The 14,974-nt window shown below is 53.1% G+C and carries 17 protein-coding genes; 13 read left to right on the top strand and 4 right to left on the bottom strand.

Annotated elements, in window-relative coordinates:
* Positions 1 to 3: 3 nt before the first annotated feature.
* The gene (locus tag N5095_RS10770) at positions 4 to 480 is read right to left on the bottom strand and encodes a hypothetical protein (RefSeq protein ID WP_267622823.1); all 477 of its coding nucleotides are present in this window, start codon (positions 478 to 480) and stop codon (positions 4 to 6) included.
* 187 nt (positions 481 to 667) lie between these two features.
* On the opposite strand from N5095_RS10770, the gene N5095_RS10775 reads away from it, so the two are divergent.
* Genes N5095_RS10775 through N5095_RS10805 form a run of 7 tightly spaced genes read left to right on the top strand, consistent with a single transcriptional unit; the run spans position 668 to position 8,313 of the window.
* On the top strand, positions 668 to 1,054 hold the full coding sequence (locus N5095_RS10775; RefSeq protein WP_267622824.1) for a TrbC/VirB2 family protein: 387 nt from the start codon (positions 668 to 670) through the stop codon (positions 1,052 to 1,054).
* 22 nt (positions 1,055 to 1,076) lie between these two features.
* Entirely contained in the window at positions 1,077 to 2,144 is a 1,068-nt protein-coding gene (locus tag N5095_RS10780; RefSeq protein ID WP_267622825.1) for a TrbL/VirB6 family protein, read from the top strand.
* Positions 2,137 to 4,344, top strand: a complete 2,208-nt coding sequence (locus tag N5095_RS10785; protein ID WP_267622827.1) for a helicase HerA domain-containing protein — start codon at positions 2,137 to 2,139, stop codon at positions 4,342 to 4,344. The genes N5095_RS10780 and N5095_RS10785 overlap by 8 nt, the downstream gene beginning before the upstream one ends.
* Positions 4,341 to 5,306, top strand: coding sequence for a DUF8128 domain-containing protein (locus tag N5095_RS10790; RefSeq protein ID WP_267622829.1), 966 nt, complete (start codon positions 4,341 to 4,343; stop codon positions 5,304 to 5,306). The genes N5095_RS10785 and N5095_RS10790 overlap by 4 nt, the downstream gene beginning before the upstream one ends.
* Positions 5,303 to 7,237: a type IV secretory system conjugative DNA transfer family protein gene (locus tag N5095_RS10795; RefSeq protein ID WP_267622831.1), complete on the top strand. Its 1,935-nt coding sequence runs from the start codon at positions 5,303 to 5,305 to the stop codon at positions 7,235 to 7,237. Before N5095_RS10790 ends, N5095_RS10795 begins: the two co-directional genes overlap by 4 nt.
* Positions 7,234 to 7,662: a hypothetical protein gene (locus N5095_RS10800; protein WP_267622832.1), complete on the top strand. Its 429-nt coding sequence runs from the start codon at positions 7,234 to 7,236 to the stop codon at positions 7,660 to 7,662. The genes N5095_RS10795 and N5095_RS10800 overlap by 4 nt, the downstream gene beginning before the upstream one ends.
* A 15-nt stretch (positions 7,663 to 7,677) precedes the next feature.
* Positions 7,678 to 8,313: a hypothetical protein gene (locus tag N5095_RS10805; protein ID WP_267622833.1), complete on the top strand. Its 636-nt coding sequence runs from the start codon at positions 7,678 to 7,680 to the stop codon at positions 8,311 to 8,313.
* 92 nt (positions 8,314 to 8,405) lie between these two features.
* Here the strand turns inward: N5095_RS10805 and N5095_RS10810 are convergent, their stop codons facing one another.
* Complete coding sequence (locus N5095_RS10810) at positions 8,406 to 8,804, bottom strand: winged helix-turn-helix domain-containing protein (RefSeq protein ID WP_267622834.1); 399 nt, start codon at positions 8,802 to 8,804, stop codon at positions 8,406 to 8,408.
* A 295-nt stretch (positions 8,805 to 9,099) separates the two neighbouring features.
* Here N5095_RS10810 and N5095_RS10815 point away from each other — a divergent pair, with 295 nt between their 5' ends.
* The 5 genes from N5095_RS10815 to N5095_RS10835 are packed head-to-tail and all read left to right on the top strand — an operon-like array spanning position 9,100 to position 11,771.
* Entirely contained in the window at positions 9,100 to 9,483 is a 384-nt protein-coding gene (locus N5095_RS10815) for a hypothetical protein (RefSeq protein WP_267622835.1), read from the top strand.
* Positions 9,480 to 10,184, top strand: a complete 705-nt coding sequence (locus tag N5095_RS10820) for a hypothetical protein (RefSeq protein WP_267622836.1) — start codon at positions 9,480 to 9,482, stop codon at positions 10,182 to 10,184. Before N5095_RS10815 ends, N5095_RS10820 begins: the two co-directional genes overlap by 4 nt.
* Positions 10,177 to 10,434: a hypothetical protein gene (locus N5095_RS10825; protein WP_267622837.1), complete on the top strand. Its 258-nt coding sequence runs from the start codon at positions 10,177 to 10,179 to the stop codon at positions 10,432 to 10,434. The genes N5095_RS10820 and N5095_RS10825 overlap by 8 nt, the downstream gene beginning before the upstream one ends.
* A complete protein-coding gene (locus N5095_RS10830; RefSeq protein ID WP_267622838.1) occupies positions 10,434 to 11,570 on the top strand; it encodes an ATP-binding protein in 1,137 nt (378 codons plus the stop codon). The genes N5095_RS10825 and N5095_RS10830 overlap by 1 nt, the downstream gene beginning before the upstream one ends.
* 33 nt (positions 11,571 to 11,603) lie before the next feature.
* Positions 11,604 to 11,771: a hypothetical protein gene (locus N5095_RS10835; protein ID WP_267622840.1), complete on the top strand. Its 168-nt coding sequence runs from the start codon at positions 11,604 to 11,606 to the stop codon at positions 11,769 to 11,771.
* 472 nt (positions 11,772 to 12,243) lie between these two features.
* Here the strand turns inward: N5095_RS10835 and N5095_RS10840 are convergent, their stop codons facing one another.
* Together N5095_RS10840 and N5095_RS10845 are read right to left on the bottom strand one after the other, a co-directional pair.
* On the bottom strand, positions 12,244 to 12,675 hold the full coding sequence (locus N5095_RS10840) for a hypothetical protein (protein ID WP_267622842.1): 432 nt from the start codon (positions 12,673 to 12,675) through the stop codon (positions 12,244 to 12,246).
* Between the two features lie 42 nt (positions 12,676 to 12,717).
* Positions 12,718 to 13,683 carry a hypothetical protein gene (locus N5095_RS10845; protein ID WP_267622844.1) on the bottom strand — a complete coding sequence of 322 codons (966 nt, stop codon included), beginning with the start codon at positions 13,681 to 13,683 and terminating at the stop codon, positions 12,718 to 12,720.
* Between the two features lie 303 nt (positions 13,684 to 13,986).
* On the opposite strand from N5095_RS10845, the gene N5095_RS10850 reads away from it, so the two are divergent.
* On the top strand, positions 13,987 to 14,907 hold the full coding sequence (locus N5095_RS10850; protein WP_267622846.1) for a UbiA family prenyltransferase: 921 nt from the start codon (positions 13,987 to 13,989) through the stop codon (positions 14,905 to 14,907).
* Positions 14,908 to 14,974 lie beyond the last annotated feature (67 nt).

Raw genomic sequence — 14,974 nt, forward strand, 5'->3', positions numbered from 1 at the left:
CCTCTACAGTCCAGACAGGAATCCAGGCTGGTCTCTAATCACCGTCTCCTCAAATTCTTCCTGATCTATATCTGGATCTTCCGGTAGGTTATCAACAGGTAGAAGCCGCCACGCTTGCACTTCCGACATTACGAAAGCCATCTGCTCGCCCTCAATATCGCCGTCTATGAAGAAGTAGACCGTCTGGCCGCTCTCTTGACTGAGCTGGGTATTCTCTGCGATTTCATCAGCGATAAAGATTCGGCCGTCGCTAACCTCGTACGTGCCAATTAGGACAGCGTCTTGCTCTATTCTGGGCGGCCAGGTCTTGGTGAGTAGGGCCAAAGAAAGATCAGGTAAGTAGCCCCAGAGTGAGGTAGGGTCATCAGGGTAGCCGACGCATAGGTGTTCGCGGCACTTCTCCGGGATTGGCAGCTTACTACCCTCCCTAGTCGTGGAGCTGAGCAGCAGACCCTCTGGTTCCTTGCTTCCTGAGCTCATCTACGAAACTCTAACCAGAATCAAATGCATAACTGTTAGGGACTACCACACCAGTTCTGACTTTAGTTCCATCCTCGACATTATCTGCGTTTCGAACACTACAATCGCAGCCAGATCTGTCTTTGGTGACGAAACATCCGAATTAGGATGTTGATTTTTGAGTATAGCTACAATCCAGAGTCAGGCCATGAAAGGTCCATTGCAGACCCTGGCTGAGAGGAGTAGAGGGGCGAAAGAGCCCGATACGAACGGTAGAAGTGCTGTCTACCAGGAGATCACGCATCTGGTAGCAGGTGCAGCAGGTTTTGTCCTTTCTCAGAGCCCTGTGCTGGCCCAGTCCGGTAGCGGGACGGGAGACCTCCAGCAGATCGTGGACTTACTGAATAGGATCAGCCAGTTGCTGGAGAGCGTTGGCCTGGCGGCCGCGGTCGTCGGCATGGCCGCAGCGGGAATCATGTACATCATGCACAAACCGGGGGCGGCGAAGAGCATCGGAAAGTCGACGATCATTGGCGTCATCATCCTGCTTTCGGCAGGAGCCGCCATCCAGTTCATCTCCCAACCGCTCAGCTAAACGCCTTCATAGAGTTCCAACAGTGCCTCACGAATCTGACGACACGCCGGAGGCGGAGAGCGGAGGTGAGTCAAGCGGAGGGCCGGAGATCGAAGTCATCGACATCGACGAATTAGTGGACGATCTGCTGGACGGTCTTGAGGACTTGTTGCAGGAGGTGGTCGGCGAGACCGTTGATGAGGTGTTGAAAGCGCTAATCTTGGATCCAGTCCGGTTCCTGTTGACTCAATTGTTCCAGATCTTGCCGCAGATCCTAATGCATACGCCCAACGTCCATCCGAACTCTGCGGTTCAGGAAGTCCACGGGGAATTGATGCCGGTTGCTCTCGGGTTCGCTACGGTAGCAGCCACCGCGACCGGTCTGCTCTACATCACCGACGGGGTGTTCCCGCTGGTCAGTTACGAGAAGCTACGGGCCACGCTTCCCCGGATAGTCATCGCGGTCGGGTTCGCGGCCGTCTCTCTCCCGGTGCTGCAGCTGTCGGTCGATTTGACGAATGCGTTGACTCAGGGCTTCGCTCCTGACAAGCTGATGTTCACGGAGACAGAACTATCCTCGGTTACGTTTCAGCTGATTATCCTGCTCGCGGCGAAAGCCGTGCTGCTGCTGGTGCTGATCGTTGCGTTCGCGATCAGAAACGTCTACCTGCTGTTCGTCGCGGCAATCAGCCCCTTGATCGCAGTTGCCTGGGCGTTCCCGACCAGCCGGAAGTACGCGGATGCGTTCATCAGTGGGTGGTGGACGGCATTAGCTATGGCTCCATTGGATATGCTGGTGCTGAAGTTCGGCTTGGCTCTCGCCGGTAGCTCGGGGAGCATTCAGGCCCTCGAGAACTGGGTGTACAGCTTGGCGGCGTTCACGCTGATGCTGCTGGTTCCCTATCACCTGTACGGAGCCTCTCAGGCTGCGATCGGACAGGCGTACATTCTGAGCAATGGGGTAAAACGTAGCGCTCGGAGGCAGGTTCGGGATTTCAGATCCAGCGGTAGCTCCCGTATGGATCACTCGATGAGGCGGAGTTCCCGGTTCGGCGGTGAGAGTGGATCGAACAAGTTTGGTGATTTCGACTGGTCGGAGAACGATGACTAAGGATACCGTTCAAACCGGGATGCCCAGCCGACTGAATACTCCTATCCGGTTTTTCGGTTATTTCACGCCGAAGGACATCATCAGGATGGGAGTGCCGGCAGCTGCAGCTCACGCAGTTGTGCAGACAGCGCCGCCGGTTCATCCTGGTCTCGTGTATGGTGCAGCCGGTCTAATAGGGTTAGCGTGGTGGAGGCTACGGCCGTACAGGCAGACCCTGGACAACCTGATCGGAAACTTTGTGCGGTACCTCGGTGAATCACGCGGCTCTATCGAGGTTGAGGGCCGGGAACTCGGTTATTTCTCCGGTGCTGATAGCGCTCTAACCGCAGTCCTTGAGGTTGATCCGACGCACCTGGAGATGCAGAAACCGGGGCGGCAGAAGGCTCTACGAGCGACGTACCGGGATATATTCAAATCGGTTGATCATCCCGTGCACGTCTACTCGTGTCAACAGGATCTTGATCTCGATGACTACCGAGAGTACGTTGAGGAGAAGGCCACGGGTCATGGGGAACTGCAGGAGAGCTACAGCAGGTACGTGGATTCGCTCTCCGACCGTGGACTGACGGCGACTACTCACTACGTCGTAATCCGAGTTGAGAAGGGTAAAACCGGCTGGCTGTCGAGCTGGGTTCCTGATACCATCCGTAATCGAGTCGGTGATGATAATGAGCAGGACCATTGTAGTCAGGTCTCGGGGCTTATCCGGCGGTGCAAGCATCTACGCACCGAGTTAGAGGCCGCAGGTCTGAACGTCGATGGACTGGCTGGAGACCAACTTGAGGAATTCGTTGAGACGAATAGCCACAGCTTCTCGACCGGGGTAACGTGGACTCAGAAGGCTGGTAGCGACGCGGATGGGTACCGGAAGTCGGTCTACGTCCACGAGTTCGCGAACAACGTTCCGCTGGGATGGCCGCTGTCTATGCTCCGTATCGACGGCAAGGTCGATGTCACCCAGGTCATCGAGCCTCGGAAGACTGGGGACGCTGTGAAGACGTTGGAGAAGCTGAAGCGGAAGCAGGACGCTGAGCTCTCTACCCACATCTCGAACGGCCGCAGCACCAGCAAATTGCGGCGGATAGGCGAGGAAATCGATCAGATTCAGGATCTGCTGGCGAAACAGGAGGACGTTGTCGTTGATTACGAGGCAGTTTTGACTGCCCATAGCGAGGACAAGCAGGAATGTCGCGAGACGTTCGAGAGGCTGGTCCGGCGGTTGGACACGCTTCAGATTGACTACCGGCAGCCGGTTACCCGGACCGATCTTGCGGCGAGGACTGAGAACCCGTTGACCGGTGACCCGCTTGATGAGTCGCTGCTGATGCCCGGTATCTCAGCGGCGGCAGGGTTCCCGTTCGCCACTCACGGGATTGAGGATATTGGGGTTGTCTACGGAGTTGATAGCAGCGACCGAACGCCGGTCGTTCTCGATAGATGGGGCTGGAAAAGTCATTCAATGGCTCGGATGGGAGTAACCGGTTCTGGGAAGTCGTACGCCGCGAAGCTGGAGCTGCTCCGACTCTTGCTCGTGCATCCAAATCTGCAGGTGTACGCGGTTGATCCGAAGCAGGAATACGCTGCGTTGATCAATTACCTCGGCGGTACTGCGCAGACTCTCGGGAGTGACACCGAGTACAGTTTCGACTCGGATTACGCCGTGTTGGTCCCCGAGGACCGTGGTGATCTGGAGAGCGTTGAGCACATGGTTGACGGGTTGAAGCAGATGTACTCGGCTGCCAGCCGTGACGACCGAAAGACCCTGATCCTGATCGACGAGGCGAAGCGGCTGTTGGAGCATGAGGCCGGCCGCCACGCGTTCAACCAGTTTGTCTTGGAGGCGCGTGATACGAACACGGCGATTACGGCGATCAGTCAGAGTGCCCGACACTTCACCGACTACCGGGAGGGTAGGGACATCCTCGACAACATGCCGGGGAAGGTGCTGATGAACCACGATAACGTCACGGAGTCGATGCGTGACTACTTCGATCTCTCTCAGCAGGAGGCTCAGAAGATTCAGGGCCTTGCCACAGGGGACGATGCACCGTACAGCGAGTCCCTGCTGAAAGTCTCGGATCAGGTTGACGCCAAGCTCCGAGTTCAATCTACCGACAAAGAGCACGACCTGATCATCAGTGCATCGGAGGCCCGTAGAACCGTTTCAGATTCATCCGCCGCTACCATCAGAAACCAATGAAAATTCGGAAGTCTCAGATCACGGCATCAGAGGAACAGGCTCAGCAACTCCAGCACAGCAACAAAGGCTGGTACAGCATCCAGGTCCGGCCACCACGTGAGACTCCGCCAGCTCGACTTGACTCAGTAATTAGAGGAGCGACCGAGGCCAGTACAAAATGGTTCGGCCTGCGAAATGCGTCGCCGGTCATCGCTTACGAGATCCGGCGGCATCGACCAGGGCAGCTCCAATTCCAGTTCAGCACCCCTTCAGTTCGACTGGACCGAAAGCTTCGTAACCACCTCACAGATGCGGCTTCAACGACCGAAATCCAGGAAAGCAGTACCAATGGCCTGCCTGTCTTTGAGGATGAGACTATTGGCGTCGGCCAGGCTGAGCTGTTGAGGAGGGACTGGAACCCGTTGGAGACGGATTTCGATAGCCCGCCGGTGAACAAGCTGGTGGGTTCTCTTCACCAGAACGCAATGCAGGACACGAAGTTCGTCGTCCAACTCCTATTCCAACCGGTTGCAGGTCACCCAGTCCGACGGAGATGGAGTCGGCGGGAGGCGTTCAACCGAGGCCGGAAGCTCCGAAACAAGAAGCAGCTGTTGGTCGGTGAACGGACCGCAACTCCACTGGAGAAGAAACGTGCGAAGCTGCTTGAGGAGAAAGCCGCCGGACCATTGTACAACGTCCGGCTTAGAGTCGTAGCTATTGGGGCGGGTGAGTACACCGGTAGTCGGATTCGGGAGCTTGCAGGATGCTTCAACCAGTACAATCACTCAGAATCACGTCAGAAGCTCGGAGTCAAACGTTTCAAATCGGTTCGTTCAGTGTCGATTTTCCGGCTGCTGAAAGCGGTGAGGGACCGTCAGCTGTCTGACCTTGATGCTGGGTTTCGAGCGTCTGTGGAGGAGGTGGGAGCGCTCGCATCGCTTCCCGACCGCAGTCAGTCGAATATCGTGGAGGCCCGTCCATGAAACCTGAAGATACCAAGCTGCTCGTGAAATCCTCGAAGAATAGTAATACCACCTACCTCGGTGTCCGCACCGATCAGGGATACGAGTCGGATATCGGTATTGACGATCCTCAACGGCTGAAGCACACGCTTGAAATCGGTGCTACCGGTACCGGAAAGTCCGCGGAAATGATGCACGCCGCGCTCCAAGACGCCGAGAAAGGCCACGGCTTCACCCTGATTAATCCGAAAGGTGATCTGATCAAGGAGCTTGTAGCTAAACTACCTGAGGACCGGCTGGACGACATCATCTACGTCAATCCCGCTGGCAAGAGCATTCCCGGCATCAACGTCTTGAAATCAGACAGCGCAGACAATCTCACCGAGCAGCAGAAGAATACTCAGCAAGGCCTGGTTGTCTCCTATCTAATCGGTTTGTTCAAGCGTCAGAGCGAGAACTGGGGTGACCGGTTCGGTCGTATCTTGGAGACGCTGCTTCGGGCGACTATCAATCAGAATCTGAAACACGATGAGGAGTACACTCTGCTGGATGTCTTCCGATGTATTACTGAGCAGGAGGCGCTCCAGGAACTGATCGACAAAGTGGAGGACCCGGTTGTTCGTGAACAGCTGAAAACGGTGCGTGACGACTACGGGAAGAACGAGCTCGAGCCATTGCAGCGTCGGCTGAACGACTTCGTGATGGACTCCACTATCCGCGAAATCATTTCAGCTAAGCAATCGTCGGTCAATTTCAAGCAGGCTGTTGAGGACGAGAAGATCATTCTCGTCGAGATTCAGAAGGGAGAAATCGGGAAACAGGTCTCCCAGTTAGTCGGCAGCTTGGTAATCACAAAAATATGGGCGTCGATTCAGAGCAGGGTGAGTATGCCAGCAGAAGAGCGGGAGCCGTACTTCCTGTACGTCGATGAGCTGGATAACTTCGCCAGCGAGGGATCCGGGTTCGACGAGATCCTATCCGAGGGCCGCGAGTACAGGTTCGGGTTCTGGGGCGCAGTCCAATATATCGATCAGCTGCCGAAGCCGATGCGGCAGGCCGTTACTGGGAACTGCCGGACTAAGCTGGTGTTCGATCCTGCGGAGAGCGAGGATTTGACGAAGCTGTCGCGGATGCTCCGCGATGTGTCAAAAGAGGAGCTGCAGTCACTTGGTGACTACCGCGCAGCAGTGTCGAAGCCCAGCAGCAACGGTTCTCGAAAGGAGATGGCGTTTATCAAGACCCTGCCTCCGTGGCCGGCAGACCGTAGCCGTGACAAGGTGAAGCAGGTGCTCCGAGAGCAAAGTGCTTCGAGCGGTCGGACCAGTCATACCGAACTGGAGCAGTCTCTGGGCAGCAGTGCGAACGCTGGCGGGGAGAAACACCGGGAGCTACTAATTCAGGCGAAGGAGCAGTTGCAGCAACGTGACCTGGTGGGACGTGTGTCGCTCCTGGATCAGCCGGAGGGAACGGAGAGACCGGACGGCCGAATAATCGATACAAGCGGTGAGACGGTCGGGTTCCTGGAGGCAGAGCACGGCACTCTGAGTCGGCCGGTCAAGATACTTCGGAATCTTGAGCGCGGTCTCGAAGCCGGTGTCGAAGTGTTCTACGTGGTTGAGGAAGGTAACCAGGCGAAGCTGGAGAATATAGTCTCTGACCCCGTCAATCGACGAGGAGACACGCATGAGGATGGGCAGGGCAGCTTTGATTACTACACTGATGAAGATGGAGATCCGCTTACTGATGTTGAGCGACTAGCGGACGCTGAGTACCGGGTGCTTGAAATCCGAGAAGACGATCTCGTTGAACATACGGATGGCGTAGATATTGAGTGCCCGGAGCTCGGCGAGTTCAGCGAAGAGGAATTAGAGGAGTACTGCATTCACCGTGAAGACGGTTATTGTAGCGCTCTCGGTCAGCCGTGTGTTCTTCTGGAAGGTGAAAGCGGATGACGGACATCTTCGATCAGATCCGTGAGAAGGACCGTACTGTCCTCCAGTATATCAGCGACGGTGACGACGATATTCAGTTGATCACCGATGCGACCACGTTGTCGAATGCGGAGGTGAACTACTGTTTCCAGAAACTGCAGGACCTCAGTCTGATCACAGTGGAGAAGCCGGACGGAATGGTGGAACGTGTTATCAACGGAACTCTACAAAAGTTTGAGGCTCCGAAGCAAGCTGAACTGACTGATGCCGGTAAGAAATATTTGGAGAGAAATAGCGGGGAAGAGCTCACCCGGTACAAGGATCTGAATGCTCAGGAGCTAGGCTGTACTATACGTGAACTGGAGAAGAGAGTGGATTCGTTAGAGAACGAGCTTACAGGTTTTAAGAAGTTCGTCAGGAGAAAGCTCGACCAACCAGACAACTGAGATAACTGTGATAGAATGAGATTCCTTGACTGGTTTCACAACGGGGACGACACGAAGGACCATATTCCGGATGAGTCTAAGGAAATAGTTGACGACAAGTTCCTTCGACAGGCATTCGGATTTGACGATGAACAGATACGAGAACGAGCGGTTAGCCCAACCGGTAACAAGGTAGGAGATCAAATTGAATCAGAGGAGGCCGAGAATGACCCTTGCAGGACGAGTGAGGTAGATCTTCCTGAAATCGTCGGAGCTCGTAACCAACTCGAACAGACTTGGAATTCTCTCGAATCTGAGCTTGATGGAAAACTGGATAACGAGGGTTTGAGATCCAAGCTTAGGAAGCTGGACGAGAAAGGCCAACGTTTCGTCGAGTTACGTGAGAAGCAAGAAGCGGAAGCGCAAATCCTTAGGCAGCAGTATCTCAGTGACCTCCAACAGATAGAACGCGCCCTCTGCGAGGTCATTGACGTTAGCGACGGATCAAGCTCAGGAGCCAGCACAAAAATAGTACAGAATCTTTCCGAATTGAACGATCAACTCGAAGAAGCCCTTCCCGACAACTATGAAGAGGAAATGGACCAGATGCAGCAAACCATAGATTGGGCGGAGAACGCCAAACCGTTATACCAGCCAGAACCAGACCGATAAATCTGAGTGGCTCAGATTTTTTCGAGGCGGACAAAATGCTTCCTCAACGAGCTCTTATCCTCCCGCAAGTATCGAATCGCACGTCGTCCTCATTAGCTCCCCTTATTTTGACGTCGTCTCTCAATCTCGTCAAGTACCTCCTGGGGGATGATCTCCGGGTTCTCGATAAGGAATTCTTGTAGTTCGGTGAGGTCTTGGAACATTCGGTCCAGCTGTTCGAGTAGCTGATAGACTTTCTCTCCTTTCTCGGTGAACTGGTATTCTTTCCCGGAGACCTCTACTAGGTCAGCTTCTTTGAAGTCGGTGAGATATGGTTGGATAGCGCTTCGAGTCACATCTAGTTCGTCTGCGATATCTTTCGGAGCGGTGTCACTGTGGAGTTTGTTGAAGGTGTGAACTCGGTTTGGAGTATCCAGCGCAGATAAGATCTGGGCGACTTCCTCAGGGTGCTCAATACTCATTATCAGCTTGAGACAGGTTTCTCGGTCCATTGTTGATATACACCCAGTATATCTTCGCCGCAATGATTTGCGGTTTATCCTATAAATAAGCAAAAGTCTTAACATAGTTCGGCGGTATATTCTGCGTCGAGAAGTCGACCGAAGACTTCTCAAAACCATGCTCAACAATGAATCAACTAATAACCCGAAATCTCAGCCATAATCTACTGAGGAGCGTATTTTGGTCTCTCGAACCGGCAGCTTGTTCCGGCAGTTTTTCTCCGCTCAGCCGTGCTCTCAGGAACCAAACCATGTCGAGATACCCGGGTGAGAAATTGAAGAAACCATGCAAATAGCTGAAGCCATGTTTCAGACCCAGCTGCTTCCAGTCACCGAGAACGGATTCCTACCTGAAATACTGGTAACGCTCGGAATCCACGGATTCGCAGGATTCGCTGGAATGCTCCTGGTCTATGGAGCGATGGAACGCCATTACGGCCTCGGAGTATTGACCGCAGTCCTCGGAATCGGTGTGTTCGGGTTTGGAGAGTACTGGCACCTGCAGAACCCGCCACCAGTTGTGTACGACCTGGTTCAGCACCCAGAAGTCTACATGATCATCTCGTTCTGCGGAGTGCTACTTGGGGTATTCACAGTCTTCCTCGCAGTAGAACCCGAATTTAGCCGTCACACCCCCGAAAAGCCATCTGATAGTGAGATCAACCTATGAAGTTCCGAAAACAGCTCCGCGAAAGCATTGGACTATTGAAAAGGCCGAACGGTGTGTTCGGCACGCGGTACACGCTCGAAGATATCGACACCGAACTGGATCATAGGGATAAGGTGATTAAGAAGGTCGAGCGGAAGGCGGACAAGCATCATCGACAGAAGAAGAAGTACTTGCAGAAGGCCGTGGAGTCGAAGAATCAGCGGAAGCTGAGGTACGTTGCGAAGGCGAAAGAGGCGGAGATGCACAAATCGTTCTTCTCAGAGCTGTTCGATAATCTGATGGCTCAACAATTGTTTCTCACCAAGCTGAGTCTGAAGGCGAAGGAAAAGCGGATCTTCGACTCCCCGATGGAGGAGTTCGGCTTCGAGATCGATATCGGAGGCATGAACGCGGACGCTATCTCTAACGCCTTGCAGAGTTCGTCGTTCAATCAGGACGAGATCGGACAGACCATGGAGGAGATCCAGATGGAGTTCGACATGATGGACGACTCCACCGGCATCAGCCTTGACCTGGATGACATTAAGAAAGAGGCCGAGATGCTGGAGGCCGAAGATATCCGATCGGACAGCTTCGAGCTCGGCGGCGATCTCAACTCTGCGATCGATGACCAGATCGAAAAGGAGCTGAATAACCTGGAAGCCGGAGGTAGTGCAGGCAGTTCTCCCGGGGAAGAAGGCCCTCCGACTGCCAATGACTGAATCAAGCCGTGAACGGGTTGCAGAGATGAAGAAATCCGCCGACCGGTATGAAGGCCGGGGAGACCGATTGCAGAGATCTGATCCAGAACGTGCTCAGTACTGCTATAGCTGGGCCTCCCGGTTGAACAGCTATCTCGCCGGGAAGGAATCTACCGATACTACGTACCGGATGAAGCAGAAGCGGCGTATAGACGAGAAGGCTGAGAGGGTTAGACGCCGCCAAGAACTGTTCGGAGGTGAGAAGAGGTGATGAGCGAAGAGGCGATGGAGATCCTGGAAGAACAGCTTGACGAGCACAAGATGGAAGCCCAGAAAGCACTAGGAGAAAACCCGAAGAGAGCAGCATTCCATTTCTCGAAGGCCGCTGAAATCCACGAGAGGCTTGCCAGCGAAGTACAGGGCCAACAAGTTGTGAAGGCCCACCTCTGCCAAGCAGACGATCTCAGAGCCAACTCGCACCGTCTAATGCAGAGAATGGGGCTCATCGAGACAGAAACCCCCGACCCTACTGAAAACGATAGCGAGAAGAATACCGGAGACCAGTCTTCTTCGAATCAAAATCCATCTACGTCTGATTCAAAGTTTTTCGACGATGTTCCTGATGTCGATCTCAGCGATGTCGGCGGGATGGAGGAGCTGAAGCAGGAACTCATCGAGGACGTGAAGATGCCGCTGGAGAAGCCAGATTTCTACCGGAAACAGGCAATAGGCATGGAAAACGGAATCCTGTTCTTTGGTCCCCCGGGTACAGGGAAAAGCTATCTCGCGGAGTGTTTCGCGGGCGAACTCGGATTCGACTATGCTGAGATCAGTGCCAGCGATATCACCTCGAAATACGTTGGCGAGGCACCGAAGACAGTGCGGAAGCTGTTCGATGAGGCCCGAAGTCGTGAACCCTGCGTTGTATTCATCGACGAAATCGATTCATTGGCTTCCGACCGATCCACCGGTAACAGGAAGACACAGACGGAGCGACAGATCGTCAACGAACTCCTCACCCAGCTACAAGATATCCAGGGCAGCCAAATCTTGGTGATCGCGGCCACAAACAGAATCGAGGACCTTGACTCGGCGATCACTCGTACTGGTCGCTTCAACAAAAAGTTCCATCTCGGACCGCCGAACCGCGATGCACGAAAACAGATTCTCAAAGTCCAACTGGAGGAGGACGAGCGTGAAGTTGACTGGGAAGGTATCGACTGGGAGAAACTGGTTGACTGGAGCCAAGGCTACTCGGCTTCTGACTTAGAGGGCGTAGTCAAAGATGCAACTCGGCAGTCAGCCCTCGAATCCACAAAGAAAGGATCGATGGTACCGGTACAGTATCGGCATCTGCTCGGAGCGATGAAGGACACAGAAGCATCGCTAAAACACAATGAATCGTAGCTCTGAATGGGTTGAAACGGAGGTGGACTTGTGATGAGCCGGACCAAATACGTCGAGCTCGAATGCCCGAACTGCGGCCGCCACCAACCACTGAACCAGATAGAGTTCGACTCAATCAACTGCCTCGACTGTGACACCCAGCTCAAGACCAGTGAAAACGTCTCTGCTCTTCTCGAGAGAAAGCCGTTTGACCTACTCTAACCACTTTTTTCTTCGGTCATAGATCTGCAGACCAATTGCCGAAAGTGTACAACCGTAATCGATATCGCCGATAGTGCCCAGGTAGACTGCCTTAGCCATACCCAGTCCAATCTAGAGTATTCGACGCAAAGACAGCTACCTTCGCCTATTAACCAAGAAGCGTATAGAAACTGCATCGTAGGCGGGCTGCGACCGACGTAGACATTACCGAGTCAACCACAACTTCCTATCCATTATCATTCTCCATCTCAACCTTGCGCTCAACGTTGGCAATTCGCTCGGTAGGAGGTAGTGAGATTTGAGAGACTTATATCCAAGGCTGTGACCCTGGAAAGTGGCCAAGGAGGTATTCTCTAGAATGGAACTCTGGTGTTCGGTCAAAACTGGAAGAAAAGCCCTCGTGTTGACCGCTCCAGAAATGATTTTTACTACGGTTTCCCGTTATGACTAAGGAAGAATTGTGAAGAGGCGGTTAAGGGCTAGCAGTTCTATTGCGCCCAATCCTACCACGCCATAACGTGTATTCTCCCAGAATGACAGCAAATAGACCTACAACCGCTGCTCCTTCGACAAGATAATTGCTCTGGGGGAAGAGATAATCTATCACCCCAACGCCGATAAAGACGCCTATTGTCCAGAATATTGCCGCGGTTGCAACCTCGTAAACTACGTTAATTGTCGTCGAAACTGGAAGACCTTTCTTGATTGCAATGGGTTCAGTAAAGCTGATTACAATATAAACGATGGTTACTATTGCAAGATATGTTCCACCAAGGGTGTAGAGCCTCATCACGCCAGAGATCCCTATTGGTTCTAACGCTCCCCAATCAATAATCATTGTGAGAAAGAAGCCTACAATTAGGCTAATAAGCCCCCTTCCTGACAGCGTGGTTTCTCGTTTCATACTATCTCTACAATATGAAGAAGTATAGATGTTGTGTGCAGATTACCTACAAGATTGCCAGCTTAGACCCATGTTGTACATCTGGTGGTAACCGTTCCAGTCTGCTGGGTCGAGGACAGCCTCGTATTTATCGTCTGAGTCGGAGATGGCTTGCCAGCAGCCGATGGCAAGCGCTGTACTGTAGACCTTCGCGACGAAGAGGTAGCGTTTACCCGCCTCAACATCGAACTCAAGTGACTGGCTATAGGATTTATTCCTGTTCTTTGGGAATCCTGCAACCCCTACACCGAACTTCTCGATTGTTTGAGTCCCATTTGTCGGACCATCGACAACCTTTCCGTCAGTCAGGTTGTACCCCAGAAGATAGTAGTCGAGTTTGGCGTCAGCGTAGCCTGCACCGCATCCCTTGAGGTAGTTCTGTCCACGAACAAAGCCCTGAGAGGTACCCTTCACTCGACCAGTACCTTTTGCGTCGAAAACAAGGCCGGTTTCTGCCCACGCCCAAAGATCGTCTCCTGCGACTGCGTCAGTAACAGCGAACGCTTTGTTTGTCAGCCCACTCTGCTGGGTGTACGAGTTGCTCCAAGAGCCTACTTGAGCCCACGTGGAGGAGTTACTGTTCACCCAGTTTGCTTGTTGAATTCCGACACTTCCGCCACAGTCCAGATCAGGGACTGTAGAACTACTGACGATGTCCTGCGTTGAGGGACCCCCAGAACCGGATCTCTGAGCATCCATCATCTTTCTGTGACGTTCTTGATAAACACGCTCAGAATCTTCTCGGATCTGCTTTTCTAGTGCCTTCTGTTTTTCCTTGATCTCCCTCCGCTCCTCCTCAGTGATTTCTGGCTCGTCACCCTCGGGACTGGAAGTAGGCGTGGCCGTTGAGGAAGAATTCGATTGAGCAGTAGTAACACCAGGGATCGTGAGAGCGCTAGTAGCTAGACCAGTCATTTTCAGGACGCGACGGCGGTTGACGGGCTTCGATGTGTTGTTTCGGTCTGTCATACGGCATTGAGAGATTAGAGGCAGGCATCGTTACATTAACTACTGAATATACAGACGGTGGATAGTATAACACCCACGTTTTGGTAAAATAACCGCTATCTGAAAACTTCATCAATTGAAGATAGCTGCTTACATCGAAAGAAAACTTGCTGTCCTGGAACGGTAATAGATATTATTCGATTCATAAGCGTTACATTTCCCGATGGTCATGCCATTATTCCATAACCAGGTCACCGGCCCCCGGTGATTTCACCGGTAGGTGAGCTAATTTGGCTTGTTCGGCGAGTTTCACACGTCCCGAATATGTCATACATTCCCAATTCAAACGATGAATTCGCGACGATACAGACACTTCGTGCATTATTTGATATCAACCGCCTTTCCGAAACTCTCGGTTACAATGTTACGTACTTCGCTGTCGGACTCGGACTCGCCCCCTATCCGCTAGACGCTCTCGATGAGCACTTCTTCTCGATCGGTGTTATATTCACCGCGGTCATGCTATCGAAGATGCAGGCTTCCATCGCGGATGCACTTCATGACCAAGATCTCGACTCTCAGAACCCGGAAAAGTCATACATCGCAAAGGCCGTGGCCCACCTCGGCAGAGACACTGCATTCACACTCCTCGTCTCTGAAATCACTTTGGGACTTGTCCTCTGGAGTTGGCTCACGGGCACGACTGGAACCTTCCTCTACATCGCCTGCGGGGCAACGATGACGTTTCTCGGATTTATTTACTCGTATCCACCACGTGTCAAGGAGCGCGGCGTCTTCAACCATATCACGACGACGGGTGTTGACGTCGCCTGTGTCGTTCTCCCAGTCGCGATTCTCTCAGGGACGCCCCTGACTCTCGAACTGGCGCTCACGCTCACCGCGATCATCTGCTACACGTTTGCCTATCATGTTCTACACCAAGCTGGCGATACGTTCTACGATCGAGAGTATGGCCTCTCGACATTCACGCAAACACTCGGCATTCCGCGAAGTATCCTACTTGCGTCAGTGTTCACTCTCTTTGCGAGTTTGCTCGTGTTCAATCAGGGATACTTCACCGGAGGCGTCCTGCTCTTAGTGGTGACCGGATGGTATGGACAACTCTACCGACTGATCAATGGACAATCAGAACTTGAACAGTCGGACTACGTTTCACGATGGTTTCATATTGGGTGGGTCGCGACGTGCCTGAATGGCGGGCTCGCAGTAAGTCTCCTGCTGTAGCACATGGCTCACAGTCAGAGGCGTTTCATTTGATTAATCGATGTGATTACATTTATTAGATTCGAAC

The organism is Halobium salinum (assembly GCF_026586625.1).
In the GTDB taxonomy this organism is placed as follows: domain Archaea; phylum Halobacteriota; class Halobacteria; order Halobacteriales; family Haloferacaceae; genus Halobium; species Halobium salinum.

What these genes read in the sequence shown, in the direction of transcription:
- N5095_RS10770 (WP_267622823.1), bottom strand. Translation starts at nt 480, where the DNA reads ATGAGCTCAGGAAGCAAGGAACCAGAGGGTCTGCTGCTCAGCTCCACG.
- N5095_RS10775 (WP_267622824.1), top strand. Translation starts at nt 668, where the DNA reads ATGAAAGGTCCATTGCAGACCCTGGCTGAGAGGAGTAGAGGGGCGAAA.
- N5095_RS10785 (WP_267622827.1), top strand. Translation starts at nt 2,137, where the DNA reads ATGACTAAGGATACCGTTCAAACCGGGATGCCCAGCCGACTGAATACT.
- N5095_RS10790 (WP_267622829.1), top strand. Translation starts at nt 4,341, where the DNA reads ATGAAAATTCGGAAGTCTCAGATCACGGCATCAGAGGAACAGGCTCAG.
- N5095_RS10795 (WP_267622831.1), top strand. Translation starts at nt 5,303, where the DNA reads ATGAAACCTGAAGATACCAAGCTGCTCGTGAAATCCTCGAAGAATAGT.
- N5095_RS10800 (WP_267622832.1), top strand. Translation starts at nt 7,234, where the DNA reads ATGACGGACATCTTCGATCAGATCCGTGAGAAGGACCGTACTGTCCTC.
- N5095_RS10805 (WP_267622833.1), top strand. Translation starts at nt 7,678, where the DNA reads ATGAGATTCCTTGACTGGTTTCACAACGGGGACGACACGAAGGACCAT.
- N5095_RS10810 (WP_267622834.1), bottom strand. Translation starts at nt 8,804, where the DNA reads ATGGACCGAGAAACCTGTCTCAAGCTGATAATGAGTATTGAGCACCCT.
- N5095_RS10815 (WP_267622835.1), top strand. Translation starts at nt 9,100, where the DNA reads ATGCAAATAGCTGAAGCCATGTTTCAGACCCAGCTGCTTCCAGTCACC.
- N5095_RS10820 (WP_267622836.1), top strand. Translation starts at nt 9,480, where the DNA reads ATGAAGTTCCGAAAACAGCTCCGCGAAAGCATTGGACTATTGAAAAGG.
- N5095_RS10825 (WP_267622837.1), top strand. Translation starts at nt 10,177, where the DNA reads ATGACTGAATCAAGCCGTGAACGGGTTGCAGAGATGAAGAAATCCGCC.
- N5095_RS10830 (WP_267622838.1), top strand. Translation starts at nt 10,434, where the DNA reads ATGAGCGAAGAGGCGATGGAGATCCTGGAAGAACAGCTTGACGAGCAC.
- N5095_RS10835 (WP_267622840.1), top strand. Translation starts at nt 11,604, where the DNA reads ATGAGCCGGACCAAATACGTCGAGCTCGAATGCCCGAACTGCGGCCGC.
- N5095_RS10840 (WP_267622842.1), bottom strand. Translation starts at nt 12,675, where the DNA reads ATGAAACGAGAAACCACGCTGTCAGGAAGGGGGCTTATTAGCCTAATT.
- N5095_RS10845 (WP_267622844.1), bottom strand. Translation starts at nt 13,683, where the DNA reads ATGACAGACCGAAACAACACATCGAAGCCCGTCAACCGCCGTCGCGTC.
- N5095_RS10850 (WP_267622846.1), top strand. Translation starts at nt 13,987, where the DNA reads ATGTCATACATTCCCAATTCAAACGATGAATTCGCGACGATACAGACA.